The sequence below is a fragment of the Aquabacterium sp. genome, from assembly GCF_044226965.1.
Lineage (GTDB): Bacteria > Pseudomonadota > Gammaproteobacteria > Burkholderiales > Burkholderiaceae_C > Pseudaquabacterium.
Genome location: NZ_JBGAGA010000008.1, coordinates 14731 through 38590 on the forward strand (window position 1 = coordinate 14731; position 23860 = coordinate 38590).

At 69.2% G+C, this 23860-nt stretch carries 21 protein-coding genes and 2 tRNA genes; 22 read left to right on the top strand and 1 reads right to left on the bottom strand.

Annotation, left to right across the window (positions count from 1 at the left end; all coding sequences use genetic code 11):
* Positions 1-261 precede the first annotated feature (261 nt).
* A complete protein-coding gene (argH, locus tag ACILR4_RS05370) occupies positions 262-1662 on the bottom strand; it encodes an argininosuccinate lyase (RefSeq protein WP_395699808.1) in 1401 nt (466 codons plus the stop codon).
* A gap of 59 nt (positions 1663-1721) precedes the next feature.
* Between argH and ACILR4_RS05375 the strand changes: the two genes are divergently transcribed.
* The 22 genes from ACILR4_RS05375 (at position 1722) to ACILR4_RS05480 (ending at position 23849) form a co-directional block, all read left to right on the top strand.
* Entirely contained in the window at positions 1722-2882 is a 1161-nt protein-coding gene (locus tag ACILR4_RS05375) for a sensor histidine kinase (RefSeq protein WP_395699809.1), read from the top strand.
* Positions 2883-2906: 24 nt separating this feature from the next.
* Positions 2907-3662 carry a LytR/AlgR family response regulator transcription factor gene (locus tag ACILR4_RS05380; protein ID WP_395699810.1) on the top strand — a complete coding sequence of 252 codons (756 nt, stop codon included), beginning with the start codon at positions 2907-2909 and terminating at the stop codon, positions 3660-3662.
* Positions 3663-3884: 222 nt separating this feature from the next.
* Positions 3885-4805, top strand: a complete 921-nt coding sequence (locus tag ACILR4_RS05385; protein ID WP_395699811.1) for a hypothetical protein — start codon at positions 3885-3887, stop codon at positions 4803-4805.
* 96 nt (positions 4806-4901) lie between these two features.
* On the top strand, positions 4902-5873 hold the full coding sequence (locus ACILR4_RS05390) for a LysR family transcriptional regulator (RefSeq protein WP_395699812.1): 972 nt from the start codon (positions 4902-4904) through the stop codon (positions 5871-5873).
* Positions 5870-7294 carry a 3-isopropylmalate dehydratase large subunit gene (gene leuC, locus ACILR4_RS05395; protein ID WP_395699813.1) on the top strand — a complete coding sequence of 475 codons (1425 nt, stop codon included), beginning with the start codon at positions 5870-5872 and terminating at the stop codon, positions 7292-7294. The genes ACILR4_RS05390 and leuC overlap by 4 nt, the downstream gene beginning before the upstream one ends.
* Positions 7295-7314: 20 nt before the next feature.
* On the top strand, positions 7315-7962 hold the full coding sequence (gene leuD / locus ACILR4_RS05400; RefSeq protein WP_395699814.1) for a 3-isopropylmalate dehydratase small subunit: 648 nt from the start codon (positions 7315-7317) through the stop codon (positions 7960-7962).
* Between the two features lie 19 nt (positions 7963-7981).
* Complete coding sequence (locus tag ACILR4_RS05405) at positions 7982-8275, top strand: hypothetical protein (protein ID WP_395699815.1); 294 nt, start codon at positions 7982-7984, stop codon at positions 8273-8275.
* A 20-nt stretch (positions 8276-8295) separates the two neighbouring features.
* On the top strand, positions 8296-9390 hold the full coding sequence (leuB, locus tag ACILR4_RS05410; RefSeq protein ID WP_395699816.1) for a 3-isopropylmalate dehydrogenase: 1095 nt from the start codon (positions 8296-8298) through the stop codon (positions 9388-9390).
* A gap of 91 nt (positions 9391-9481) precedes the next feature.
* On the top strand, positions 9482-10609 hold the full coding sequence (asd, locus tag ACILR4_RS05415) for an aspartate-semialdehyde dehydrogenase (RefSeq protein WP_395699817.1): 1128 nt from the start codon (positions 9482-9484) through the stop codon (positions 10607-10609).
* Positions 10610-10824: 215 nt separating this feature from the next.
* Entirely contained in the window at positions 10825-13401 is a 2577-nt protein-coding gene (locus ACILR4_RS05420; protein ID WP_395699818.1) for a FimV/HubP family polar landmark protein, read from the top strand.
* Positions 13398-14189, top strand: coding sequence for a tRNA pseudouridine(38-40) synthase TruA (gene truA / locus ACILR4_RS05425; RefSeq protein ID WP_395699819.1), 792 nt, complete (start codon positions 13398-13400; stop codon positions 14187-14189). Before ACILR4_RS05420 ends, truA begins: the two co-directional genes overlap by 4 nt.
* Before the next feature lie 7 nt (positions 14190-14196).
* Positions 14197-14844: a phosphoribosylanthranilate isomerase gene (locus ACILR4_RS05430; protein WP_395699820.1), complete on the top strand. Its 648-nt coding sequence runs from the start codon at positions 14197-14199 to the stop codon at positions 14842-14844.
* A gap of 45 nt (positions 14845-14889) precedes the next feature.
* Positions 14890-16155, top strand: coding sequence for a tryptophan synthase subunit beta (gene trpB / locus ACILR4_RS05435; RefSeq protein WP_395699821.1), 1266 nt, complete (start codon positions 14890-14892; stop codon positions 16153-16155).
* A complete protein-coding gene (gene trpA, locus ACILR4_RS05440) occupies positions 16152-16979 on the top strand; it encodes a tryptophan synthase subunit alpha (protein WP_395699822.1) in 828 nt (275 codons plus the stop codon). The genes trpB and trpA overlap by 4 nt, the downstream gene beginning before the upstream one ends.
* Entirely contained in the window at positions 16979-17851 is an 873-nt protein-coding gene (gene accD, locus ACILR4_RS05445; RefSeq protein ID WP_395699823.1) for an acetyl-CoA carboxylase, carboxyltransferase subunit beta, read from the top strand. The genes trpA and accD overlap by 1 nt, the downstream gene beginning before the upstream one ends.
* 58 nt (positions 17852-17909) lie before the next feature.
* Complete coding sequence (folC, locus tag ACILR4_RS05450; protein ID WP_395699824.1) at positions 17910-19217, top strand: bifunctional tetrahydrofolate synthase/dihydrofolate synthase; 1308 nt, start codon at positions 17910-17912, stop codon at positions 19215-19217.
* Between the two features lie 44 nt (positions 19218-19261).
* Positions 19262-20077 carry an SPOR domain-containing protein gene (locus ACILR4_RS05455; protein WP_395699825.1) on the top strand — a complete coding sequence of 272 codons (816 nt, stop codon included), beginning with the start codon at positions 19262-19264 and terminating at the stop codon, positions 20075-20077.
* Positions 20078-20085: 8 nt separating this feature from the next.
* Positions 20086-20592 carry a CvpA family protein gene (locus tag ACILR4_RS05460; RefSeq protein WP_395699826.1) on the top strand — a complete coding sequence of 169 codons (507 nt, stop codon included), beginning with the start codon at positions 20086-20088 and terminating at the stop codon, positions 20590-20592.
* Between the two features lie 37 nt (positions 20593-20629).
* Positions 20630-22165, top strand: a complete 1536-nt coding sequence (gene purF, locus ACILR4_RS05465; RefSeq protein WP_395699827.1) for an amidophosphoribosyltransferase — start codon at positions 20630-20632, stop codon at positions 22163-22165.
* Between the two features lie 35 nt (positions 22166-22200).
* Positions 22201-23589, top strand: coding sequence for a glutamate--tRNA ligase (gltX, locus tag ACILR4_RS05470; protein WP_395699828.1), 1389 nt, complete (start codon positions 22201-22203; stop codon positions 23587-23589).
* 67 nt (positions 23590-23656) lie between these two features.
* Positions 23657-23732, top strand: a tRNA-Ala gene (locus ACILR4_RS05475).
* 41 nt (positions 23733-23773) lie between these two features.
* Positions 23774-23849, top strand: a tRNA-Glu gene (locus tag ACILR4_RS05480).
* The last annotated feature ends 11 nt before the right edge of the window (positions 23850-23860 follow it).

A 23860-nucleotide genomic window follows, 5' to 3' on the forward strand; every position in this document is an offset into this window, starting at 1 on the left:
GCGGCGTCGGGCTGATGCGCCGCAGCCAGCTGCCGGAGGTCGGGAAGGCGCAGGGCACGGCCGGATCGTCCGACACCACCGGCATGCGCACCGGCTCGGCACCGGCGAAGCGCGCCGCGCGGTCCGCGTCGCACATCGCGCGCAGGCCGGGCAGCAGGAATAGCTGGAACCCCAGACACCGAGGCGCTGCGCATCGAGCTGCGGCTGCTGGGCGGCCCAGGTGATGAGCGGATGCGCGGCACCGGACCGCGCGCGGGCGCCTCAGCCCGCGAGCCGGGCGCGGTGCCGCTCGATCTGCAGCCGCGCCTGCTGCGGCGCGGTGCCGCCGCGCACATTGCGCGCTTCGAGGGATCCGCGCAGGCTCAGCACCTGCAGCACGTCGTCCTCGATGGAGGGGTGGAAGGCCTTCAGTTCCGGCAGCGGCAGGGCCGCCAGTTCGACGCCGCGCTGCAGCCCGAGCTTGACCACATGCGACACCACCTCGTGCGCGTCGCGGAACGGAAGGCCCTTCTTCGCCAGGTAGTCGGCCAGGTCGGTGGCGGTGGCATAACCCTTGAGTGCAGCGGCCTCCATGTTCACCTTCTTCACGACGATGCCGCTGACCATCTCGGCCATGATGCGCAAGGTGTCGGCCAGCGTGTCGACGGTGTCGAACATCGGCTCCTTGTCTTCCTGGTTGTCCTTGTTGTAGGCCAGTGGCTGGCCCTTCATCAGCGTGATCAGGCCCATCAGGTGGCCGACCACGCGGCCGCTCTTGCCGCGCGCCAGTTCGGCCACGTCGGGGTTGCGCTTCTGCGGCATGATCGAAGAGCCGGTGCAGTAGCGGTCGGCCAGGTCGATGAAGTCGAAGTTCTGGCTCTTCCACAGCACCAGTTCCTCGGCCAGGCGCGAGACATGCACCATCGCGATCGAGGCGAACGAGGCGAACTCCAGCGCGAAGTCGCGGTCGCTCACCGCGTCGAGCGAGTTCTCGCAGACGCCGTCGAAGCCCAGCGTGCGCGCCACCGCCTCGCGGTCCAGCGGGTAGCTGGTGCCGGCCAGCGCGGCCGCACCCAACGGCAGGCGATTCAGGCGCTTGCGCAGGTCGGCCAGGCGCTCGCCGTCGCGCGCGAACATCTCCACGTAGGCCAGCAGGTGGTGCGCAAAGCTCACTGGCTGCGCCACCTGCAGGTGGGTGAAGCCGGGCATCACGGTGTCGGCGTGCGCTTCGGCCACGCCCAGCAGCGCACGCTGCATGTCGGCCAGCAGGGAGTCCAGGCCATCGACCTCGCCGCGCAGCCACAGGCGCACGTCGGTGGCCACCTGGTCGTTGCGCGAGCGGCCGGTGTGCAGGCGCTTGCCGGCGTCGCCGACCAGCTGCGTCAGCCGCGCCTCGATGTTCAGGTGCACGTCCTCGAGCTCCAGCTTCCACTCGAAGCGGCCGGACTCGATCTCCTCGGTGATCTGCGCCATGCCGCGCTGGATGTCGGCCAGGTCCTGCGCGCCGATCACGCCCTGCGCGGCCAGCATCTGCGCATGCGCCAGGCTGCCCTGGATGTCGGCCCGCCACAGGCGCTTGTCGAAATCGACGCTGGCGGTGTAGCGCTTGACGAGATCGCTCATCGGCTCGGAGAACAGGGCCGACCAGGCTTCGGATTTCTTGTCGAGTTGATTGCCGGACATGCTGCGCGGAGGAGGAAGGGGGAGGGGAGGCGAAGCCCGTATTATCCCGAGCCGCACCCATGGCCATCCCATCACCCCCCGAAGCGCCCGCGCCAGGGCCGGCGCCGAGCCCGGCCGAAGCCGACACGCGCCCGGCCAGCCTGTGGCCGGCCACCACGCGCCAACCTCGCGATGGCGGCAGCACGCACTTCGACCCCAGCCGCTTCGACCCGCTGCACGAGCAGCAGCAGCGCGCACGCGAGCGCCTGAGCACGCCGTTCGACCTGTGCCGGCCGGCGGTGGGCCTGCGCGTGCTGGTGTTCATCCAGGTGGTCGTCGCGGTCGCTGCGCTGCCGGCTTCCGATGGCCTGATGGACTGGCTGTTCCGCGCCATCAGCCTCGCCTTTGCCGGCCTCGGCGCCGGGCTGGTGTGGGTGCCGGCGGTGTGTGCGCTGCGGGGCGTGCTGGTGCGGCGCTCTTTCCACTGGGTGCGGCTGATCGTGATGGGCCTGGGCGGCCTGGCCGGTGTGGTGGGCTGGGGAACCATCGCGCTGCTGGGCCTGGCGCCGGGCACGGTGTTCGCGGCGGTGTCGGCGGCGCTGGGCGGCGCAGTCCTCGCTGCGCTGGTGTGGCATTGGCTGACCTTGCGCTCGATCGCCGCGCAACCGGTCGAGGCCAGCGCGCGGCTGGCCGAGTTGCAGTCGCGCATCCGGCCGCACTTCCTGTTCAACGCGCTGAACACCGCTCTGGCGCTGGTGCGCGTCGACCCGGGCCGTGCCGAGACGGTGCTGGAAGACCTGTCGCAGCTGTTCCGCGTGGCGCTGGCCGAGACCGGCAGCGCGGTGTCGCTGGACGAGGAGATCGACCTTGCGCAGCGCTACCTGGCGATCGAGCAGCTGCGCTTTGGCAAGCGGCTGCAGCTGGTGTGGGACCTGGACCCGGCCGCGGCCGTGGCGCGCGTGCCGCCGCTGGTGCTGCAGCCGCTAGTGGAGAACGCGGTGCGCCACGGCATCGAGCCCGCGCTGGGCGGCGGCCATGTGCTGGTGCGCACGCGGGCGCGCCTGGGCATGGTCGAGCTGTGGGTCAGCAACACCTTGCCGGAAGAGCCCGGCCCGCCGGGTGCCGGCATCGCGCTGGCCAACGTGCGCGAGCGCCTGCGCCTGCTGCACGACCTGGCCGCCACGCTGGAGACCGGCGTGGTCGACGGGCGCTACGAAGTGCGCATCAGCCTGCCGCTGTGACGTTGCCGCGATGAGGCCCTCACGATGAGCGAACGTCCGCCGCTGTCGGTGCTGATCGTCGATGACGAGCCACTGGCCCGCATGCGCCTGCGCTCGCTGGTCGAGACCTGCAGCGAGCCGCCGGCGCAGGTGGTCGGCGAGGCGGGCGATGCCGACGAGGCCATCGCGCTGCTGGCGCAGCAGCCGGTCGACCTGCTGCTGCTGGACATCGCGATGCCCGGCCGCGACGGGCTGAAGCTGGCCGACGAGCTGCGCAGGCGTCCGGTGCCGCCGAAGGTGGTGTTCGTCACCGCCCACGCCGACCACGCCCTGCGGGCCTTCGAGGTCGACGCGGTCGACTACCTGACCAAGCCGGTGCGGCGCGAGCGCCTGCAGGCCGCGCTGCTGCGCGTCGACGAGCGCCGCGGCATCAGCACGCCGGTCGCCCCGCAGGGGCCGATGGTGGTGGTCAGCGACCGTGGCCGCATCCTTCGCGTGCCGGCATCGGAGGTGCTGTACCTGAAGGCCGAGCAGAAGTACGTCACCCTGTGCAGCGCGCGGGGCCGCTGGGTGCTGGACGATGCGCTGGCCGATCTGGAGCAGCGCCTGGGCCCGGGCTTCCTGCGCGTGCACCGCAATGCGGTGGTGGCGCTGAGTGCGGTGCGCGCGCTCGCACGCCACGGCGAGGAAGAAGGCGAAGAGGGCTGGGCCGTGCAGGTGAGCAATGGCGACTGGCTGGCCGTTTCGCGCCGGCAGCTGGCGGCCGTGCGCGAGGCGGTGGCGGCGCAGCAGCCGCGCTGAAGCCTGGATGTCGGCGCGCCGCGCAGGGGGGTGGCTGCTGCTGGAGTTGCTCCGGCCGTCGCGCCGCCCGTCGCGCCGGTGGCGTCGGTCGCTGTCAGTGCCGCCGCATCCTCGGCGCAGGCCGCCGCCCTGGCGTCGACCGCGCGCGCCGTGCGGCCGTCCGACACGGGGGTCGCTGCGCAGGCCCCGTCCCCCGCGGCGGCGACCGCGGCTTCCCGCGCGTTGCGACCTGGCGAGTTCGATGTCTGCGGCCACGGCATCGTGCAGGGCCAGCCGGTGGAGCCCTCGGCAGCCGGCCGGCCGGCCGAGTACCTGCCGCCGAAGGAGCTGGAAACGCGCTGGCAGCAGGAGGTCGAGGCGCTGCTGCCGGGGCTGGCGCGCTCCGGGGTGCCAGGGGCCGAAGCGGCCGTGGCACTGCTGCAGGGGCGCAGCGCGGACCTGGTGCGCCTGGCCTTGCGCGACCGCGATGCACGCACCGTGCAATGGGCCGTGCAGGCCTGCCAGGCGGCGGGTGCCGCGCAGGCCGAGTCGGCCTGCCTGATGCTGCCGACCCGCCTGTGGACCGAAGTGGAACCGGACAACGGCGCGGCCTGGCTGCAGCTGATGTCGGCCGAGCCGGCGGCGCAGGCCGATGCGCTGTACGGGCTGACGCGCGCGCGGCGCTTCGATGAACGGGTCGGCGCGCTCGCCGCGGTGGTCGACCAGGCGGCCCCGCAGGACCTGCCGCAGCCGGCGCGGCTGCAACTGCGGATCCTGGCGTTCAACGCCGAACTGGCGAAGGCCACGCTGGTCTACAAGCCCTTGCTCCAGCTGTGCCCCTCGAACCTGGCCACCGACGCCAACCGGCGCGAGCAGTGCCGCGCCGTCGCGGAGCTGCTGGCCGGGCAGTCCGGCACGGTGCTCTCGCGCAGCCTGGGCCTGACGCTGGTCGAGCGCAGCGGCGCCTGGCCGGCAGAACGCGTGGCCGAACGGCGCCGGCAGATCGGCCAGGCCAAGGCGCGACTGGCCGAGCGGCTGGACCAGTCGCTGAAGCTGCCGCCGCTCAGCTGCGCCCAGCTCGAGGTGATGGGCCGCTACATCGACGACTTCGCGCGCCAGGGCGAGTGGGCCATGGCCACGCAGGCGCCCACCCCACGCCGCTGATCCTCTCACGGCTTCGTGGTGCACGAAGCCTCGCTTGTTCATTCCCGTGGACAGCAGGCCGAGCCTTCGCGCATCATTCGCAATCCTGGTGCCGCCATGCGCTTCGACCTGCTCAGCCTCAACCTCGTGCTCGCGATCGCCGAAACCCGCAGCATCACGCGCGGGGCCGACCGCGAGCACCTGGCGCTGGCGGCGGCCAGCAAGCGCCTGTCCGACCTGGAGGCGCGCCTGGGCGTGAGCCTGTTCGAACGCCGCGCGCGCGGCGTCGAGCCCACCGAGGCCGGCCGTGCGCTGGTGCGCCACATCCGCACGCTGCATGCCTCGCTGCATGCGCTGGAAAGCGAGGTGGTCGAGTTCTCGCGCGGCATCAAGGGCCACCTGCGCATCGTGGCCAACCCGAGCGCGATCGCCGAGCACCTGCCGGCCGACCTGGCGGCCTTCGCCCACGCACACCCCGGCATCCGCATCAGTCTGGACGACCTGACCAGCGCCGAGGTGCAGGCCGCGGTGGCCACCGGCCGGGCCGACGTGGGCATCTTCGTGCCGCCGCAGCACGAGGCCGCGCTCGACTGCCGGCCCTACCGACAAGGTGAACTGTCCGTGCTGGTGCCCACCGGCCACGCGCTGGCGCGGCGCAAGGCGGTGCCCTTCGATGCGCTGCTGGACTTCGACATCGTCGGCCTGCACCTGGGCGCGGCCGTGCACGAGGAAATGCGCGAACGCGCCCAGGCGCTTGGCCGCACGCTGAACACGCGGGTGCAGGTGCATGGCTTCGACGCCATCGCGCAGCTGGTCGAAGCCGGCCTCGGCGTCGCGGTGCTGCCGGCGGTGGTGGCCGCGCGCTTTGCCCGCATCTTCGCGGTCCAGTCGCTGCGGCTGGACGAGCCCTGGGCGCGCCGCCCCTACCTGCTGGCCGTGCGCCGGCAGGAAGTGCTGCCCGCCGTCTTGCAGCGTTTTGTCGATGCGCTGTGCCCGCCCGATCACCACGCGGCCGCCGCCCACGCGCCCGCTTCCGATGCGCCGCCCGCGGCGCGACAATCCCCGACCCGCAAGAGGAAGTCCTCATGACCGCCCGCACCCTCTACGACAAGCTCTGGGACGACCACGTCGTCCACACCGAAGAGGACGGCACCGCCGTGCTCTACATCGACCGGCACCTGGTGCACGAAGTCACCAGCCCGCAGGCCTTCGAGGGCCTGCGCCTGGCCGGGCGCAAGGTGTGGCGCATCAGCTCCATCGTCGCCACCGCCGACCACAACACGCCCACCACCGGCTGGGAGCGTGGCTACGACGGCATTGCCGATCCCATCAGCAAGCAGCAGATCACCACGCTGGACGCCAACATCCAGGCCAGCGGGGCGGCCGCGTACTTTCCGTTCCTCGACAAGCGCCAGGGCATCGTGCACGTCATCGGGCCGGAGCAGGGTGCCACCTTGCCCGGCATGACGGTGGTCTGCGGCGACAGCCATACCAGCACGCACGGCGCCTTCGGGGCGCTGGCGCACGGCATCGGCACCAGCGAGGTCGAGCACGTGCTGGCCACGCAGACGCTGCTGGCGCGCAAGGCCAAGAACATGCTGGTGAAGGTGGACGGCACGCTGCCCAAGGGCTGCGGCGCCAAGGACATCGTGCTGGCGATCATCGGCAGGATCGGCACTGCCGGCGGCACCGGCTACACCATCGAGTTCGGCGGCGCGGCGATCCGCGCGCTGTCGATGGAAGGGCGCATGACGGTGTGCAACATGGCCATCGAGGCTGGCGCCCGCGCCGGCCTGGTGGCGGTGGACGAGACGACGATCCAGTACGTCAAGGGCCGCCCGTTCGCGCCCAAGGGCGTGGAGTTCGACCAGGCCGCCGCCTACTGGCGCACGCTGCACAGCGACCCCGGCGCGCACTTCGACGCGGTGGTCGACCTCGACGTCAGCGGCCTGAAGCCGCAGGTGACCTGGGGCACCTCGCCGGAGATGGTGCTGTCGATCGAAGACCGCGTACCCGATCCCGACAAGGAGAAGGACGCCGTCAAGCGCGGCGCGATCGAGCGCGCGCTGCAGTACATGGGCCTGGAGCCGAACAAGGCCCTGGCCGACGTGCGCATCGACAAGGTCTTCATCGGCTCCTGCACCAACAGCCGCATCGAGGACATGCGCGAGGCCGCTGCGGTGGTGCGCCGCATCGGCGGCCGCGTGGCCAGCAACGTCAAGCTGGCGATGGTGGTGCCCGGCTCTGGCCTGGTGAAAGCCCAGGCCGAGGCCGAGGGCCTGCACGAGGTGTTCAAGGCCGCCGGCTTCGAATGGCGCGAACCCGGCTGCAGCATGTGCCTGGCGATGAATGCCGACAAGCTCGAGCCCGGCGAGCGCTGCGCCTCCACCAGCAACCGCAACTTCGAAGGGCGCCAGGGCGCCGGCGGCCGCACGCACCTGGTCAGCCCGGCGATGGCCGCGGCAGCCGCGCTGAACGGCCATTTCGTCGACGTCCGCCGCATCGCCTGAGCCCCGAGGGAGAACACGACATGCAAGCCTTCACCGTGCACCAGGGCCTCGTCGCGCCGCTGGACCGCGACAACGTCGACACCGACGCGATCATCCCGAAGCAGTTCCTGAAGTCGATCAAGCGCTCGGGCTTCGGCCCGAACCTGTTCGACGAATGGCGCTACCTCGACAAGGGCGAGCCCGGGCAGGACCCGGCGGTGCGCAAGCCGAACCCGGACTTCGTGCTGAACCAGCCCCGCTACCAGGGCGCCTCGGTGCTGCTGGCGCGCAGGAACTTCGGCTGCGGATCGAGCCGCGAGCATGCGCCCTGGGCGCTGGACCAGTACGGCTTCCGCGCGATCATTGCGCCGAGCTATGCCGACATCTTCTTCAACAACTGCTTCAAGAACGGCCTGCTGCCGATCGTGCTCACCGAGTCGCAGGTGGCGCAGCTGTTCGACGAGGTAGCGGCCTTCCCGGGCTACCGGCTGACGATCGATCTGCCGCGCCAGGTGGTCGTGAAGCCCGATGGCAGCGAGCTGCCGTTCCAGATCGAGCCCTTCCGCAAGCATTGCCTGGTCAATGGCTTCGACGACATCGGCCTGACCCTGCGCCATGCCGACAAGATCCGCGCCTTCGAGGCCGAGCGCCTGGCAAGAATGCCGTGGCTGTCCCAACGCCTGTTGTGAGCGGCCGGTCGAGACTGCCGTGCTGAAGGCCTGGTTCCACCGCGTCGTGCTGAGCCGGCGCTGGCTCACCTTCCTCGTGATGGTGGCCAGTTTCTTCGCCTTCGGCATCGGCACGCTGAACCTGTTCTACCTGCTGCGCGCCAATGGCAACCTGCTGCTCGAGAACGGCTGGCAGGCGGTGATGGACGGCGGCGCGCAGCAGCTGGTCGAACTGCTGGTCAATGGCGTCGTCGGCATGGCCGCCTACATCGTGTTCAAGGCCTGCGAGTACCGGCTGGTGCACGGTCTGATCGACACACCCGATTCCCACTGAAACTTGAAGAGTTGCGCATCATGAAGATTGCAGTCCTGCCGGGCGACGGCATCGGCACCGAGATCATGGCCGAGGCCGTGAAGGTGCTGAAGGTCCTGGACCTGAAACTGGAGATGGAAGAGGCGCTGGTCGGCGGCGCCGCCTACGAAGCCCATGGCCATCCGCTGCCCGAGGGCACGCTGAACCTGGCCAAGGCCGCCGATGCGGTGCTGTTCGGCGCTGTCGGCGACTGGAAGTACGACAAGCTCGAACGCCAGTTCCGGCCCGAGCAGGCCATCCTGGGCCTGCGCAAGCACCTGGGCCTGTTCGCGAACTTCCGCCCGGCGATCTGCTACGAGCAGCTGACGCATGCCTCGTCGCTGAAGCCCGAGCTGGTGGCGGGCCTGGACATCCTGATCATCCGCGAGCTCACCGGCGACATCTACTTCGGGCAGCCGCGCGGCCGCCGCACGGCGGTGGACGGTCACTTCCCGGGCGCCGAGGAAGCCTTCGACACGATGCGCTACTCGAAGCCCGAGATCGAGCGCATCGCCCACGTCGCGTTCCAGGCGGCTCGCAAGCGCGGCAAGAAGGTGACCTCGGTCGACAAGGCCAACGTGCTCGAGACCTTCCAGTTCTGGAAGGACGTCGTCACCGAGGTGCACGCCCAGTACCCCGACGTCGAGCTCGAGCACATGTACGTCGACAACGCGGCGATGCAGCTGGTCAAGGCGCCGAAGAAGTTCGACGTGGTGGTCACCGGCAACATGTTCGGCGACATCCTGTCCGACGAGGCGGCCATGCTCACCGGCTCGATCGGCATGCTGCCTTCTGCGTCACTCGACAAGGCCAACAAGGGCCTGTACGAACCCAGCCATGGCAGCGCGCCGGACATCGCCGGCAAGGGCATCGCCAATCCTTTGGCTACAATCCTGTCTGCTGCCATGATGCTCCGCTTCTCCCTCAACCAGCCCGAAGCCGCCGACCGGATCGAATCCGCGGTGCGTGCGGTGCTGTCGGCCGGGTACCGCACCGGCGACATCTGGTCCGAGGGCACGAAGAAGGTGGGCACCATCGAGATGGGCGATGCCGTTGTCGCCGCTCTGAGCACCACCAAGACGATTACCAAGGGCTAGCAAGCTCCGGATCGTCTCGCCCCCACAACTGGACCCCGGCGAACGAGCCGGGGAACCCAGGGGTCCAGAGCAACTGGAAAGGCGTATTGAAATGGCACTCGTAGGTTTGGTTGGCTGGCGCGGAATGGTCGGTTCCGTGCTGATGGAGCGCATGCAGGCCGAGAACGACTTCGCGCTCATCGAGCCGATGTTCTTTTCCACCAGCAATGCCGGCGGCTCTGCGCCGTCAATGGCGAAGAACGAGTCGAAGCTGTACGACGCATTCGACATCGAATCGCTCAAGCGCTGTGACATCGTCATCACCGCCCAGGGTGGCGACTACACCACCGAGGTCTTCCCGAAGCTGCGCGCGGCCGGCTGGAACGGCCACTGGATCGATGCGGCGTCCACGCTGCGCATGAAGGACGACGCGGTCATCATCCTCGACCCTGTCAACCTGCCGGTGATCAAGAGCGCGCTTGCCAAGGGCGGGCGCAACTGGATCGGCGGCAATTGCACCGTCAGCTGCATGCTGATGGGCGTAGGTGCGCTGTTCAAGGCCGGGCTGGTCGAGTGGATGAGCACGCAGACCTACCAGGCGGCCTCCGGCGGCGGCGCGCAGCACATGCGCGAACTGCTGACGCAGTACGGCACGCTGAACGCCGAGGTCAAGGCGCTGCTGGACGACCCGAAGAGCGCGATCCTCGAGATCGACCGCCAGGTCATCGCCAAGCAGCGCAGCCTGTCGGCCGAGGAGACCCAGCACTTCGGTGTGCCGCTGGGCGGCTCGCTGATCCCCTGGATCGACAAGGACCTTGGCAACGGCCAGTCCCGGGAAGAATGGAAGGGCATGGCCGAGACCAACAAGATCCTCGGCCAGGGTGACGGCTTTGGCACCGCGCCCGTGCCCGTCGACGGCTTCTGCGTGCGCGTCGGCGCGATGCGCTGCCACAGCCAGGCGCTGGCCTTCAAGCTGAAGAAGGATGTGCCGCTGGCCGACATCGAAGCCATGATCGCCGCCGACAACGCCTGGGTGAAGGTGGTGCCGAACAACCGGGAAGCGACGCTGCGCGACCTGACCCCGGTGGCCGTCACCGGCACGATGACAATTCCCGTGGGTCGTCTGCGCAAGCTGGCGATGGGTCCGGACTACCTGGGGGCGTTTACCATCGGCGACCAGCTGCTGTGGGGGGCTGCGGAACCGCTGCGCCGCATGTTGCGCATCCTGCTGGAGCAGTGATCTCGTTGCCGTGCGGCAACAATTGGCAACCAGTCGCTACAACAGGGCCTGTGCTGGGCCGAATGTCAGGCTTTGCATGAGCTTGTCAGCCTATATGCTTGATGTTATTGTGAATTCGGGCATTTAGGCTGCAAGCTGGGTGGGATGCCAGATTCTGAGTTTTGCCCCTAGGCGGCGGGCCCGATGAGGCCTGCCGACGCCGTTGTGGAGACGCCTTGAATAACCGCACGTTCCTCTCTGCCCGAACCACCCTGGCGCTGGCTGCGGCCGCTGCGCTGGGCGCTACCACCCTCGATGCCTCGGCGCTGGGCCTGGGCCGGCTGAACGTGCAGTCGGCACTCGGCGAGAGCCTGAAGGCCGAGATCGACATCACCAGCCTCACCCCCGACGAGGCGTCGAGCCTGCAGGTGCGTGTCGCCTCGCCCGAGTCGTACCGCGCGGCGGGCGTCGACTACAACAGCGCGCTGTCGGCTGCCCAGGCGGTGCTGATGCGCCGCGACGATGGCCGGCCCTACCTGCGACTGACCAGCAGCCGCGCGATCCAGGAGCCGTTCGTCGACGTGATCCTCGAGCTGTCGTGGTCCTCGGGCAAGCTGGTTCGTGAGTTCACGCTGCTGTTGGATCCGCCCACCCGCGTCGCCCCGCCCGCCCAGGCGGCAGCGCCGGTGCCTTCGGTCATCACCCCGGCACCGGTGCCCGCCGCCCCTGCTGCGCCGCCGGCGGTGGCCGTGGCGCCGCGTCCGGCGCCCGTGCCCGCCGCACCCGCGGCCGCCGGGCCGAAGCCGACGCCTGCGCCGAAACCGGCCGCCGATGCAGCCGGCGCCGACCAGTACCGCGTGCGCAATGGGGACACGCTGTCGCGCATCGCCGGCCGCACGCAGCGACCGGGTGTCGCGCTCGACCAGATGCTGGTCGGCCTGTTCCGCGCCAACCCGGATGCCTTCCTCGGCAACAACATGAACCGGCTGAAATCCGGCGTCGTGCTGTCGGTTCCGTCCGCTGAGGCGGTGAAGGCCATTGCCCCGGCCGAGGCGCGCGAAGTGATCGCGGCTCAGAGCGCCGACTTCGGGGCCTACCGCCACAAGCTGGCCGAGGGCGCACCGCAAGTCGGCGCCGCCGCACCTGCGCGCCAGGACAAGGGCAAGGTCCAGGCGGCGGTCGAGGACAAGAAGCAGACGGGTGCTGGCTCGGCCGACAAGCTCAAGCTCTCCGGCGCGACCGCCTCGGCGCCCGAGGCGCAGATCGCGAAGTCCGCCGAGCGCAAGGACAACGCCACTCGCGTGGCCGAACTGACCCGAAATGTCGAAGAACTGAAGAAGCTGCAGGCGGGGGCTGCCGCCGCGCAAGCGCCGGCCACGGCACCCGCGCCCGCGCCGGTGGTGGCGGTGCCCGCGGCCGCACCGCCGGCAGTGGCCACGCCGGCCCCGGCGCCCGCGCCGGCGGCCGACGCCTCCAGGCCGGCGCCCGCCCCGGCGCCGCAGGCCAGTGCGGCGCCCGCGGCCACGCCGCCGGCCGTCGCTTCGGCGCCACGTCTGGCAGCCTCACGTCCGGCCGCTGCGGCGCCTGTCGCTGCCGAGCCCGGCTTCCTCGATTCGATCCTCGAAAGCCCGTTGGCGCTGCCGGGTGCCGGCATCCTGGCCATCGTGCTGGCGGGTCTGGGCTACTACAAGTTCCGCAGCCGCGGGCCCAAGAAGGACCGCGCAGAAACCTCTTTCCTTGAAAGCCGGGTGCAACCCGACTCGTTCTTCGGTGCCAGCGGTGGCCAGCGTGTCGACACGAGCGATCAGTCGGCCGGCACGTCCTCGATGGGCTTCTCGCTGAGCCAGCTCGACGCCATCGGTGATGTCGATCCGGTGGCGGAGGCCGACGTCTACCTGGCCTACGGCCGCGACCTGCAGGCCGAAGAAATCCTGAAGGAGGCGATGCGCACCACGCCGGACCGGCTGGCCATTCGCACCAAGCTGCTCGAGGTCTACGCGAAGCGGCGCGACACCAAGGGCTTCGAACTGCTGGCCACGCAGCTGTACGCCATCACCCAGGGCGCCGGCGCGGACTGGGAAAAGGCCCAGGAAATGGGCCGCCAGATCGACCCCGAGAACCCTCTGTACAAGCCGGGTGGCAAGCCCGAAGAGGTGGTGCGCGATGGCCAGGTGATCGCCGACCCCATTGGCGCGACGACCTTGCCGCAATCGGTGATGCCGGCGCAGTCGATGTTCCCGACCGATGGCGGCGCGCCGACCCTGCCGGCCGAGCCGACGGGGGTCGACCTCGACCTGGATCTCGACCTCGAGCCGGCGCCGACCCCGATGGAAATGACCCGCCCGCTGGCCACCAGCGCGGTACCCGTTGCGGGCGATCTCGATTTCGATTTCTCGCCCGAGCCGCCCACGATTTCGAAGAAGGCTGGCAGCGTCCCTGCACCGTCGGCCGCGTCGATGGACTTCAACCTCGACGAGTTGTCGCTCGACGCCGACGCCACCCTGCCTGTCGCCTCCGGCGGCGATGCGACCTTGCCGCTGAAGTCTGCGCGCAGCGAACCTTCGCTGGACTTCGGTGACTTCACGCTTTCGCAGCCCGCGGCCTTGTCCGACGCGGGCCCGCCGTCGACGCATGACCCGAGCGAGCTGCCGAACGACGACGCCGACCCGATCGCCCGCAAGCTCGAGCTGGCCGAGGAGTTCCGCCAGATCGGCGACATGGAAGGCGCCCGCGACCTGCTCGAGGAAGTCATCAACAAGAGCAGCGGCGCACTGAAGACCAAGGCCCAGGGGATGCTCGAACAGCTCGGGTGAGCAGCCAGCGCATCGCCCTCGGCATTGCCTACCGCGGCAGCGGCTACCTGGGATGGCAAAGCCAGCCCGGCGGTCGTACCGTGCAAGACCAGCTCGAGCAAGCGCTGAGCGCCTTTGCCGCACGGCCGATCAGCACGATGTGCGCCGGTCGCACCGACACCGGTGTGCACGGCCTGAACCAGGTGGTGCACCTGGACAGCCCGGTCGAGCGCGAGCCCTTCAGCTGGGTGCGCGGCACCAACCGCTACCTGCCGCCCGACATTGCCGTGCAGTGGGCTCAGCCGGTGGTGCCCGGGTTCCATGCCCGCAACAGCGCCCGCAGTCGGCGCTACCGCTACCTGCTGCTGGAATCGGCCTTGCGTCCGGCGCTCGAAGCAGGCCAGGTCGGCTGGGTGTTCCGGCCCCTCGAAGCGTCAGCGATGCAGGAGGCAGCCCGAGCGCTGATCGGCGAGCACGATTTCAGCTCGTTCCGGGCCGCCGAATGCCAGGCCGCCAGCCCGGTGAAGACCCTCTATGCGATCGGGATCACCCGCCGCGGCGCGTACTGGTGCTTCGATTTCCACGGCAACGCCTTCCTGCACCACATGATCCGCAACATCATGGGCTGCCTGGTGGCCATCGGCAGCGGTCGCCAGCCAGCCGGCTGGATGGGCGAGGTGCTGCGCGCCCGCAGTCGCGATGCCGCAGCCCCCACCTTCATGGCCGATGGCCTGTACTTCGTCGGTCCGCAGTACGATGCCCACCATCGCATTCCGGCGCACACGCCGGCGATGGACTGGTTCGTCTGAGGCCGTCATGACCACCCGCACCCGCATCAAGATCTGCGGCCTCACCCGCGAGGCCGATCTCGACACCGCCGTCGAATGCGGGGCCGACGCCATCGGCTTTGTGCTGTACGAACGCAGCCCGCGAGCGATCAGCATCGCCCGCGCAGCCGAACTGGCGCGCCGCCTGCCGCCCTTCGTGACGCCGGTGGCCTTGTTCGTCAACGCGGCGCCGGAGCAGGTGCAGGCCCTGCTGGAGGCGGTCCCCAACGCACTGCTGCAGTTCCACGGTGACGAGGCGCCCGCCGAATGCGCGCGGTATGGCCACCCCTACCTGCGGGCCGCCCGCATGGCGGCTGGCCTTGCTTTGCTAGACTTCGCCTCCTCATACACGAGTGCTGCCGGCCTGTTGCTCGACGCCCATGTCGAAGGCTATGGCGGTGGTGGAAAGGCGTTCGATTGGTCACTCGTGCCTCATCACGTGCCCCTTCCGGTCGTTTTGTCTGGTGGGTTGAATCCTGCAAACGTGATCGATGGGATCCTGCACGTCCGGCCCTGGGCCGTTGACGTGAGTTCCGGCGTCGAGTCGGCCAAGGGCATCAAGGATGCCGTGCTGATGCGCCGGTTCTGCGAGGCAGTGCGCGAAGCCGATGCGCGCATCGCCGACGCCGCCGATTGAATCCGCCTGTGCGCTGCCAGCGCCAGGCCTTGCAGGAAGACCACGATGTTCGATTACCACCAACCCGATGCCCACGGGCATTTCGGACCCTATGGCGGCACCTTCGTCGCCGAGACGCTGGTGCATGCGCTCGACGAGTTGAAGGCCGCCTATGAGAAGTACCGCGTCGACCCTTCGTTCCAGACCGAGTTTCGCAACGAGCTGAAGCACTTCGTCGGGCGGCCGAGCCCGATCTACCACGCGGCGCGCCTGTCGCGCGAAATCGGCGGTGCACAGATCCATCTGAAGCGCGAGGACCTGAACCACACCGGCGCGCACAAGGTCAACAACACCATTGGCCAGGCGCTGCTGGCCAAGCGCATGGGCAAGCCGCGCGTGATCGCCGAGACCGGGGCCGGCCAGCATGGCGTGGCCACCGCGACGATCTGCGCGCGCTACGGCATGGAGTGCGTGGTGTACATGGGCAGCGAAGACGTCAAGCGCCAGTCGCCCAACGTCTACCGCATGAACCTGCTCGGCGCACGGGTGGTGCCGGTCGAATCCGGCAGTCGCACGCTGAAGGATGCGCTGAACGAAGCCCTGCGCGACTGGGTCACCAACGTCGAGAACACTTTCTACATCATCGGCACCGTCGCCGGCCCGCACCCGTATCCGATGATGGTGCGCGACTTCCAGCGCGTGATCGGCGACGAGTGCATGGTGCAGATGCCGGCGCAGATCGGCCGGCAGCCCGACGCGGTGATCGCCTGCGTGGGCGGGGGCAGCAACGCCATGGGCATCTTCTACCCCTACATCCCCCACGACAAGGTGCGGCTGATTGGCGTGGAGGCCGCAGGGCAGGGGCTGGACAGCGGCAAGCATGCGGCCAGCCTCTCGGCCGGCTCGCCCGGCGTGCTGCACGGCAACCGCACCTACCTGCTGCAGGACGAGAACGGCCAGATCACCGAGACGCATTCGGTGTCGGCGGGCCTGGACTACCCCGGCGTCGGCCCCGAGCATGCGTACTTGAAGGACATCGGCCGGGCCGAGTACGTCGGCATCACCGACGATGAAGCGCTGGCCGCCTTCCACCGCCTGTGCCGCACCGAAGGCATCATCCCGGCGCTGGAATCCAGCCACGCCGTGGCCTACGCCATGAAGCTGGCGGCCACGATGTCGCCGGAGCAGCACCTGCTGGTGAACCTGTCCGGGCGTGGCGACAAGGACATCGGCACGGTGGCCGACCTGTCGGGCGCCGAATTCTTCTGCCGACCTTCGTGTCGAGGCCAGACCGTCAAGGGCGGCGTGCAGACGGTGGAGGTGCAGCGATGAGCCGCATTGCCCCCACGCTGCAAGCCCTGCAGGCCGCCGGCCACAAGGCGCTGATTCCCTACATCTGCGCCGGCGACCCGTATCCCGATGCCACCGTGGAGGTGATGCTGGCACTGGCGGCCGGCGGGGCCGATGTCATCGAGCTCGGCGTGCCGTTCTCCGACCCGATGGCCGATGGCCCGGTGATCCAGCAGGCCTCCGAGCGCGCGCTGGCGCAGGGCATAGGCCTGGCGCAGGTGCTGGGCTATGTGCAGGCCTTCCGCCGCAGCGACAAGCGCACCCCGGTCGTGCTGATGGGCTATGCCAACCCGATCGAGCGCTATGACCAGCGCCATGGTGCAGGCAGCTTCGTTGCCGCGGCGCGCGAGGCGGGTGTCGACGGCCTGCTGGTGGTGGACTATCCGCCCGAGGAATGCGAGTCGCTGGCCGCTGCGCTGAAGCAGGCCGACATGGACCTGATCTTCCTGCTCGCGCCGACCTCGACCGAGCATCGCATCGAGGAAGTGGGCCGCATCGCCAGCGGCTATGTCTACTACGTGTCGCTGAAGGGTGTCACGGGGGCAGGTCATCTCGACACGTCGGCGGTGGCCGAGGCGGTGCCACGCATCCGCCGGCATGTCAAGGTGCCGGTGGGTGTAGGCTTCGGTATTCGCGATGCGCAAACGGCCCAGGCCGTGGCCCGGGTGGCCGACGCGGTGGTGATCGGTTCGCGGCTGGTGCAGCTTCTGCACGCGCAGCCGAGAGACACGGTGGCGGCTGCCGGCCAGGCCTTCATGGCCGAAATCCGCACAGCGCTCGATGCGATAGCAACAGGAGCATCCTGATGAGCTGGCTAGAAAAACTGCTGCCGCCGAAGATCCAGCAGACCGATCCGACCGAGCGTCGCTCGGTGCCCGAAGGTCTCTGGGTCAAGTGTCCGGCCTGCGAGACGGTGCTGTACAACACCGACCTGGCGCAGAACCTCAACGTCTGCCCGAAGTGCGACCACCACCACCGCATCGGTGCCCGCGCGCGGCTCGATGCCTTCCTGGACGCCGAAGGGCGCTACGAGATCGGCCAGGAGGTGGTGCCGGTCGACCCGCTGAAGTTCAAGGACAGCCGCAAGTACCCCGAGCGCCTGAAGGACGCACTGGAAGCCACCGGCGAGACCGATGCGCTGGTGGTGCTGGGCGGCGCAGTGATGAGCGTGCCGCTGGTCGCCGCCTGCTTCGAGTTCGATTTCATGGGCGGCTCGATGGGCTCCGTGGTCGGCGAGCGCTTCGTGCGCGGCGTCGAGACCGCGGTCGAGCAGAAGGTGCCGTTCGTCTGCTTCACCGCCACCGGCGGTGCGCGCATGCAGGAGGGCCTGTTCAGCCTGCTGCAGATGGCCAAGACCAATGCAGCCCTGACGCGCCTGGCCAAGGCCAAGCTGCCCTACATCAGCGTGCTGACCGACCCGACGATGGGCGGCGTCTCGGCCAGCTTCGCCTTCGTCGGCGACGTGGTGCTGGCCGAGCCCAAGGCGCTGGTCGGCTTTGCGGGCCCGCGGGTCATCGAGAACACCGTGCGCGAGAAGCTGCCCGAAGGATTCCAGCGGGCCGAGTTCCTGCTGAAAAAGGGCGCGGTCGACCAGATCGTCGACCGGCGGCAGTTACGCTCGCGCGTTGCCCAGATGTTGGCCATGCTGCAGCGCCAAGGCGCAGACGCGGTGAGCTGATCCTTCCAAACCTCCAGCGCCTCCATCGACCGGGCCCCAGCGGCCCGGTTTTGCATTGATGACCTCCCATCCCCAGACTCTCGCCGACTGGCTCGCTCATTGCGAGCGCCTGCACCCGAAGACCATCGACATGACGCTCGACCGGGTCAACGCGGTGCGGAACCGGCTCGGGCTGCGCTTCGAGGTGCCGGTGATCAGCGTGGCCGGCACCAATGGCAAGGGCTCGACCTGCGCGATGCTCGAGTGCATCGCGCTGCAGGCGGGCTACAAGGTGGGCCTGTACATCAAGCCGCACCTGGTGCACTTCGAGGAGCGCTGCCGCATCAACGGCGAGATGGTGCAGGCCGAGGCACTGCTGCCGCATTTCGAAGCCGTCGAGGCCGCGCGCCTCGCGCTGAAGCTGACGCTCACCTATTTCGAGTTCACGACGCTGGCGATCATGCGGGCCCTGTCGCTGGCGCCGCTGGACTTGGTGATCCTGGAGGTCGGCATGGGTGGCCGGCTCGATGCGGTCAACACCATCGACGCCGACTGCGCGGTGATCACCGGCATCGCGCTCGACCACACCGAGTTTCTCGGCCCCGACCGCGAATCCATCGGCCGCGAGAAAGCCGGCATCATGCGCGCCGGCCGGCCGGTGATCGTCAGCGACCCCGAACCGCCTGCGAGCCTGGCGGCGCGCGCCACCGAAGTGGGCGCCGACCTGTGGCAGATCGGGCGCGACTTCAACTTCCAAGGTGACAAGCAGCAGTGGGCCTGGAGCGGCCGTGGGCGCCGATTCAACGGCCTGGCCTACCCGGCGCTGCGCGGTGCGAACCAGCTGCTCAATGCCTCGGCGGCGCTGGCGGCTTTCGAGGCCATCCGCGAGCGCCTGCCGATCACGGCGCAGGCCGTGCGCAACGGCCTGGCACTCGTCGAGCTGCCTGGCCGTTTCCAGATCGTGCCGGGCCAGCCGACCCTGGTGCTGGATGTCGCACACAACCCGCAGGCGGTCGCCGCGCTGGCGCTCAACCTCGACCAGATGGGCTTCTACCCGCGCACGCATGCGGTGTTCGGTGCGATGCGCGACAAGGACATCGCCGCGCTGCTGAAGCATGTGGCGCCGCTGGTCGACCACTGGTACCTGACCGACCTGCCGCTGCCACGCGCGGCCAGTGCCTCCGAGTTGGCGCCGGCCGTTCGGACGGCTGCGAGCAGCGCGCGCGCGGTGTCCGTCGCCGAGTTCGAGTCCCCCGAGCAAGCCCTGCGCGCAGCGGCCGCCGCAGCAGACCCCGCTGATAGAATCGTTGTCTTCGGCTCGTTCTTCACCGTAGGCGGCGTGCTGAAGGACGGCCTGCCCCGATTGGCGGCCCGGCACCTGGGCTGACCGGGGCCCCTTCGCTTGTTCCGCAGCGGCCCCATCTGGTTCGCATGGCATTGCTGTCGTTCTTCAAGCGCAAAGACGAATCTCCGGCTGCGGCTGACGCGCCCGATGCCGTGGCCACCGCGCGCACGCGGGCCAGGCGCCGGCTGATCGGCGCGACCGTGCTGCTCGGCGTTGGCGTGATTGGCTTCCCTCTGCTGTTCGAGACCCAGCCGCGACCCGTGCCGGTGGACATCCCGATCGAGATCCCACGCCGCGAGTCGGTCCCGCCTCTGAGCCTGCCACCGGCTGCGCCGGCCTCGGCTGCGACGATAGCCGTGCCGCCCGCCGTGACCGAAGCCGCCGTGCCCGAACCGGTGCCGGCCACTCGCCCTGTGCCCGCCGCATCCAGGCCGGGCACGGTTCCCATGGTCACCGAGCGCGAGGCCGACCAGGGCCGCGAAGTGGCCGCTGCGCCGGCACGGCCCGTGGCGTCGAGTCCCGCGCCGAAGCCCGCGTCCGCGCCGAAGCCGGTGTCCACGCCGCAGGCCTCCCCGCCCAAGCCATCGGCCGATGGCCAGCGCGCACAGGCGCTGCTTGACGGCAAGCCCGCTGCGGCCGCAGCCAAGCCGGCTGCCGAGGCCAGTGCCAACGGCGCGCGCATCGTCGTGCAGGTCGGTGCCTACACCGACGCCGACAAGCTGCGCGAGGCGCGCCAGAAGGTCGAGAAGCTGGGCATGAAGACCTACACGCAGGTGATCGAGGCCGATGGCGGCAAGCGCACCCGCGTGCGCGTCGGTCCCTTCGCGACGCGCGACGAGGCTGACAAGGCTGCCGCCCGCATCAAGGCCGCCGGCCTGCCGGTGGCGATCCTCACGCTGTGAGCGAAGGCATGCCGGCCATCGAACTCGGCTGGGTCGATATCGGCCTCATCGCGGTGCTGTCGATCTCGGTGATCGTCGGACTGTGGCGCGGCCTGGTGTTCGAGCTGATGTCGCTGTTCGGCTGGGTGGTGGCCTATGTGATGGCGCAGGCCTTCACGCCTGAAGTGAGCGTCCATGTGCCGATTGGCGAAGCCGGTTCCGCACTGAATCACGGCGCGACCTTCGCGCTGACCTTCATCGGCGTGCTGATCGTCTGGTCGCTGCTGGCCCGGTTGGTGCGCCTGCTGATCCAGGCCACGCCGCTGACGGTGCTCGATCGCCTGCTCGGTGGCGGCTTCGGACTGCTGCGCGGCCTGGTGCTGCTGCTGGCCCTGGCCACGCTGGTGACCTTCACGCCGGCACGGCAATCGCCGCTGTGGCGGGCCTCGCATGGTGCGGCAATGCTCAACGTCGCACTGCAAGGGCTGAAGCCGGTGCTGCCCGCCGACATGGCGCGTCACCTGCCGGCGGCCTGATCCCGAATTCCTCGTCTACTCACGGATTCACACCATCATGTGCGGCATCGTCGGCGTCATCTCCAAAGCGCCCGTCAACCAGCTGATCTACGACGCCTTGCTGCTGCTGCAGCACCGCGGGCAGGATGCCGCCGGCATCGTCACGATGGCCGGCACCCAGTGCTTCATGCACAAGGCCCGCGGCATGGTGAAGGACGTGTTCCGCACCCGCAACATGCGCGCGTTGCCCGGCAGCGTGGGCCTGGGCCAGGTGCGCTACCCGACCGCCGGCAACGCCTTCAACGAGGAAGAAGCGCAGCCGTTCTACGTCAACGCGCCGTATGGCATCGTGCTGGTGCACAACGGCAACCTCACCAATGCGCACGCGCTGAAGAAGGAGCTGTTCGACGTCGACCGGCGCCACATCAACACCGGCAGCGACACCGAGGTGCTGATCAACATCCTCGCGCACGAGATGGAACTGGCCGGCCGCGACGTGCCATTGACGCCGCAGCTGGTGTTCCGTGCGGTGAAGGCCGTCCACCGGCGCATCCGCGGCTCGTATGCGGTGGTCGCTCTGATCGCGGGTTATGGCCTCCTGGCCTTCCGCGACCCCTACGGCATCCGCCCGCTGGTGGTGGGCGAGGCCGACCTGCCCGCCAGCGAAGGCGGCGGCCGCGAGGTGATGGTGGCCAGCGAGACGGTCGCGCTCGAAGGCACCGGCCACAAGGTACTGCGCGACGTGGCGCCCGGCGAGGCGATCTTCATCGACCTCGAGGGCACCATCCATGCCGAGCAGTGCGCCCAGGCGCCGACGCTGAACCCCTGCATGTTCGAGTACGTGTACCTGGCGCGGCCCGATTCGGTGATCGACGGCATCTCGGTCTACCAGGCGCGGCTGAACCTGGGCGAGACGCTGGCGCAGCGCGTGATCAACACCATGCCGCCGAGCGAGATCGACGTGGTGATCCCGATCCCCGAATCCAGCCGTCCCTCCGCGATGCAGGTTGCGCAGAAGATCGGCAAGCCCTACCGCGAGGGATTCGTGAAGAACCGCTACGTCGGCCGCACCTTCATCATGCCGGGCCAGAGCGTGCGCAAGAAGAGCGTGCGGCAGAAGCTCAACGCCATCGTGCAGGAGTTCAAGGGCCGCAACGTGCTGCTGGTCGACGACTCGATCGTGCGCGGCACCACCAGCAAGGAAATCGTGCAGATGGCCCGCGAGGCCGGCGCGCGCAAGGTCTACATGGCTTCGGCCGCTCCACCGGTGCGTTATCCCAATGTCTATGGCATCGACATGCCGACGCGCGAGGAGCTGATTGCACACGGTCGCAGCGTCGAGCAGATCCGCGAGTACATCGGCGCCGACGCGCTGATCTACCAGGATGTGGATGCGATGAAGCGCGTCGTCAAGCAGCTGAACCCGAAGATCCAGGGCTTCGAGGCCTCGTGCTTCGACGGCGTCTACATCACCGGCGACGTCAGCGCCGCCGACTTCGAGGCTATCGAGCAGCAGCGCACCGAGGCGCGCCAGGACGACGAGGAGGGCAGCCAGCGCAGCCGCCTGACCCTGCAAAGCCGCGACGAGCCCTGAACCACCGCTGCACCACCCGAAGCCCACCCCTTCAGATGACCACTGTCCGCACCCGTATCGCCCCGTCGCCCACCGGATTCCTGCACCTGGGCACTGCCCGCACCGCGCTGTTCTCCTGGGCCTATGCCCGGCACTTCGGTGGCCAGTTCGTGCTGCGCATCGAAGACACCGACGTCGCCCGCTCGACGCAGGATTCGGTCGACCAGATCCTCGAATCGATGCGCTGGCTGGGCCTGGACTACGACGAAGGCCCGATCTACCAGATGCAGCGCCTGGCGCGCTACCACGAGGTCATCGAGCAGATGATCGCCGCGGGCACGGCCTATCGCTGCTACTGCACGCCCGAGGAACTGGAGGCCATGAAGGCCGGCCAGGAAGCGCGCGGCGAAAAGCGCCGCTACGACGGTACCTGGCGTCCTGCGCCCGGCAAGGTGTTGCCGCCGGTGCCGGCCGGCGTATCGCCGGTGGTGCGATTTGCCAATCCGGAACAGGGTGTGGTCAGCTGGGATGACCTGGTCAAGGGCCCGATCAGCATTGCCAACGAGGAGATCGACGACCTCATCATCCTGCGGCCCGACGGCGTGCCGACCTACAACTTCGCCGTGGTGGTCGACGACTGGGACATGCAGATCACCCATGTCTTCCGCGGCGACGAGCACATCAACAACACGCCCTGGCAGATCAACATCTTCCACGCGCTGAACGCGCCGCTGCCGCGCTTCGGCCATTGTCCGATCATCCTGGGCGACGACGGGCTGAAGCTGTCCAAGCGCCGCGGCGCCGTCAGCGTCACGGCCTACGAGGAGGGCGGCTACCTGCCCGAGGCGATGCTGAACTACCTGGCGCGCCTGGGCTGGAGCCACGGCGACGACGAGCTGTTCACCCGCGAGCAGATGGTCGGCTGGTTCGATGGCAGCCACCTGGCCAAGAGCCCGGCGCAGTGGGACCCGGCCAAGCTGGCCTGGGTCAACGCCCAGTACCTGAAGCAGGCCGATGACGCTCGCCTGGCCGGCCTGGTGGCCGCGCAAATGGCGCGGCGCGGCATCAGCGCCGCAGCCGACGAACGGCTGGCCGCAGCCTGCGCGCTGTTCAAGGACCGTTGCAGCACCACGGTCGAGCTGGCCGATTGGCTGGCGATGTACTTCGCGCCGGTGGCACCCACCGAGCAGGACCTTGCGGCGCATGTCACCGCGGCGGTGAAGCCCGCGCTGGCCGCGCTGCGTGAGCGCCTGTCGGCCGCGGTGTGGGACAAGGCGGCGATCAGCCAGGCCATCAAGGACACCATCGGCGAACACAAGCTGAAGATGCCGCAGCTGGCGATTCCGGTGCGCGTGCTCGTGTGCGGCCGCGCCCAGACGCCCTCGGTCGATGCCGTGCTGGCATTGTTCGATCGCGACACCGTGCTCGCGCGGCTCTCGACCTGATTGCGCAGTGCAAGAGCTGTGCTATAGTCATGGACTCGCTTGAACAGCGCGGCTTTCGAGTCACATCGGGGGTATAGCTCAGCTGGGAGAGCGCTTGCATGGCATGCAAGAGGTCAGCGGTTCGATCCCGCTTACCTCCACCAAAATTCCAAGGTGGCGCTGTTCAAGATGGTGAAGGATTTCAGTCCCCTTCGTCTAGAGGCCTAGGACACCACCCTTTCACGGTGACTACAGGGGTTCGAATCCCCTAGGGGACGCCAATAGCAAACCC

Bases quoted from the DNA above. Each gene is read 5' to 3' on its own strand.
- asd (WP_395699817.1), top strand. From the start codon at position 9,482: ATGGCACTCGTAGGTTTGGTTGGCTGGCGCGGAATGGTCGGTTCCGTG.
- gltX (WP_395699828.1), top strand. From the start codon at position 22,201: ATGACCACTGTCCGCACCCGTATCGCCCCGTCGCCCACCGGATTCCTG.
- ACILR4_RS05455 (WP_395699825.1), top strand. From the start codon at position 19,262: ATGGCATTGCTGTCGTTCTTCAAGCGCAAAGACGAATCTCCGGCTGCG.
- ACILR4_RS05390 (WP_395699812.1), top strand. From the start codon at position 4,902: ATGCGCTTCGACCTGCTCAGCCTCAACCTCGTGCTCGCGATCGCCGAA.
- accD (WP_395699823.1), top strand. From the start codon at position 16,979: ATGAGCTGGCTAGAAAAACTGCTGCCGCCGAAGATCCAGCAGACCGAT.
- trpB (WP_395699821.1), top strand. From the start codon at position 14,890: ATGTTCGATTACCACCAACCCGATGCCCACGGGCATTTCGGACCCTAT.
- trpA (WP_395699822.1), top strand. From the start codon at position 16,152: ATGAGCCGCATTGCCCCCACGCTGCAAGCCCTGCAGGCCGCCGGCCAC.
- argH (WP_395699808.1), bottom strand. From the start codon at position 1,662: ATGTCCGGCAATCAACTCGACAAGAAATCCGAAGCCTGGTCGGCCCTG.
- leuD (WP_395699814.1), top strand. From the start codon at position 7,315: ATGCAAGCCTTCACCGTGCACCAGGGCCTCGTCGCGCCGCTGGACCGC.
- leuB (WP_395699816.1), top strand. From the start codon at position 8,296: ATGAAGATTGCAGTCCTGCCGGGCGACGGCATCGGCACCGAGATCATG.
- purF (WP_395699827.1), top strand. From the start codon at position 20,630: ATGTGCGGCATCGTCGGCGTCATCTCCAAAGCGCCCGTCAACCAGCTG.
- ACILR4_RS05460 (WP_395699826.1), top strand. From the start codon at position 20,086: ATGCCGGCCATCGAACTCGGCTGGGTCGATATCGGCCTCATCGCGGTG.
- ACILR4_RS05380 (WP_395699810.1), top strand. From the start codon at position 2,907: ATGAGCGAACGTCCGCCGCTGTCGGTGCTGATCGTCGATGACGAGCCA.
- leuC (WP_395699813.1), top strand. From the start codon at position 5,870: ATGACCGCCCGCACCCTCTACGACAAGCTCTGGGACGACCACGTCGTC.
- ACILR4_RS05375 (WP_395699809.1), top strand. From the start codon at position 1,722: ATGGCCATCCCATCACCCCCCGAAGCGCCCGCGCCAGGGCCGGCGCCG.
- ACILR4_RS05430 (WP_395699820.1), top strand. From the start codon at position 14,197: ATGACCACCCGCACCCGCATCAAGATCTGCGGCCTCACCCGCGAGGCC.
- folC (WP_395699824.1), top strand. From the start codon at position 17,910: ATGACCTCCCATCCCCAGACTCTCGCCGACTGGCTCGCTCATTGCGAG.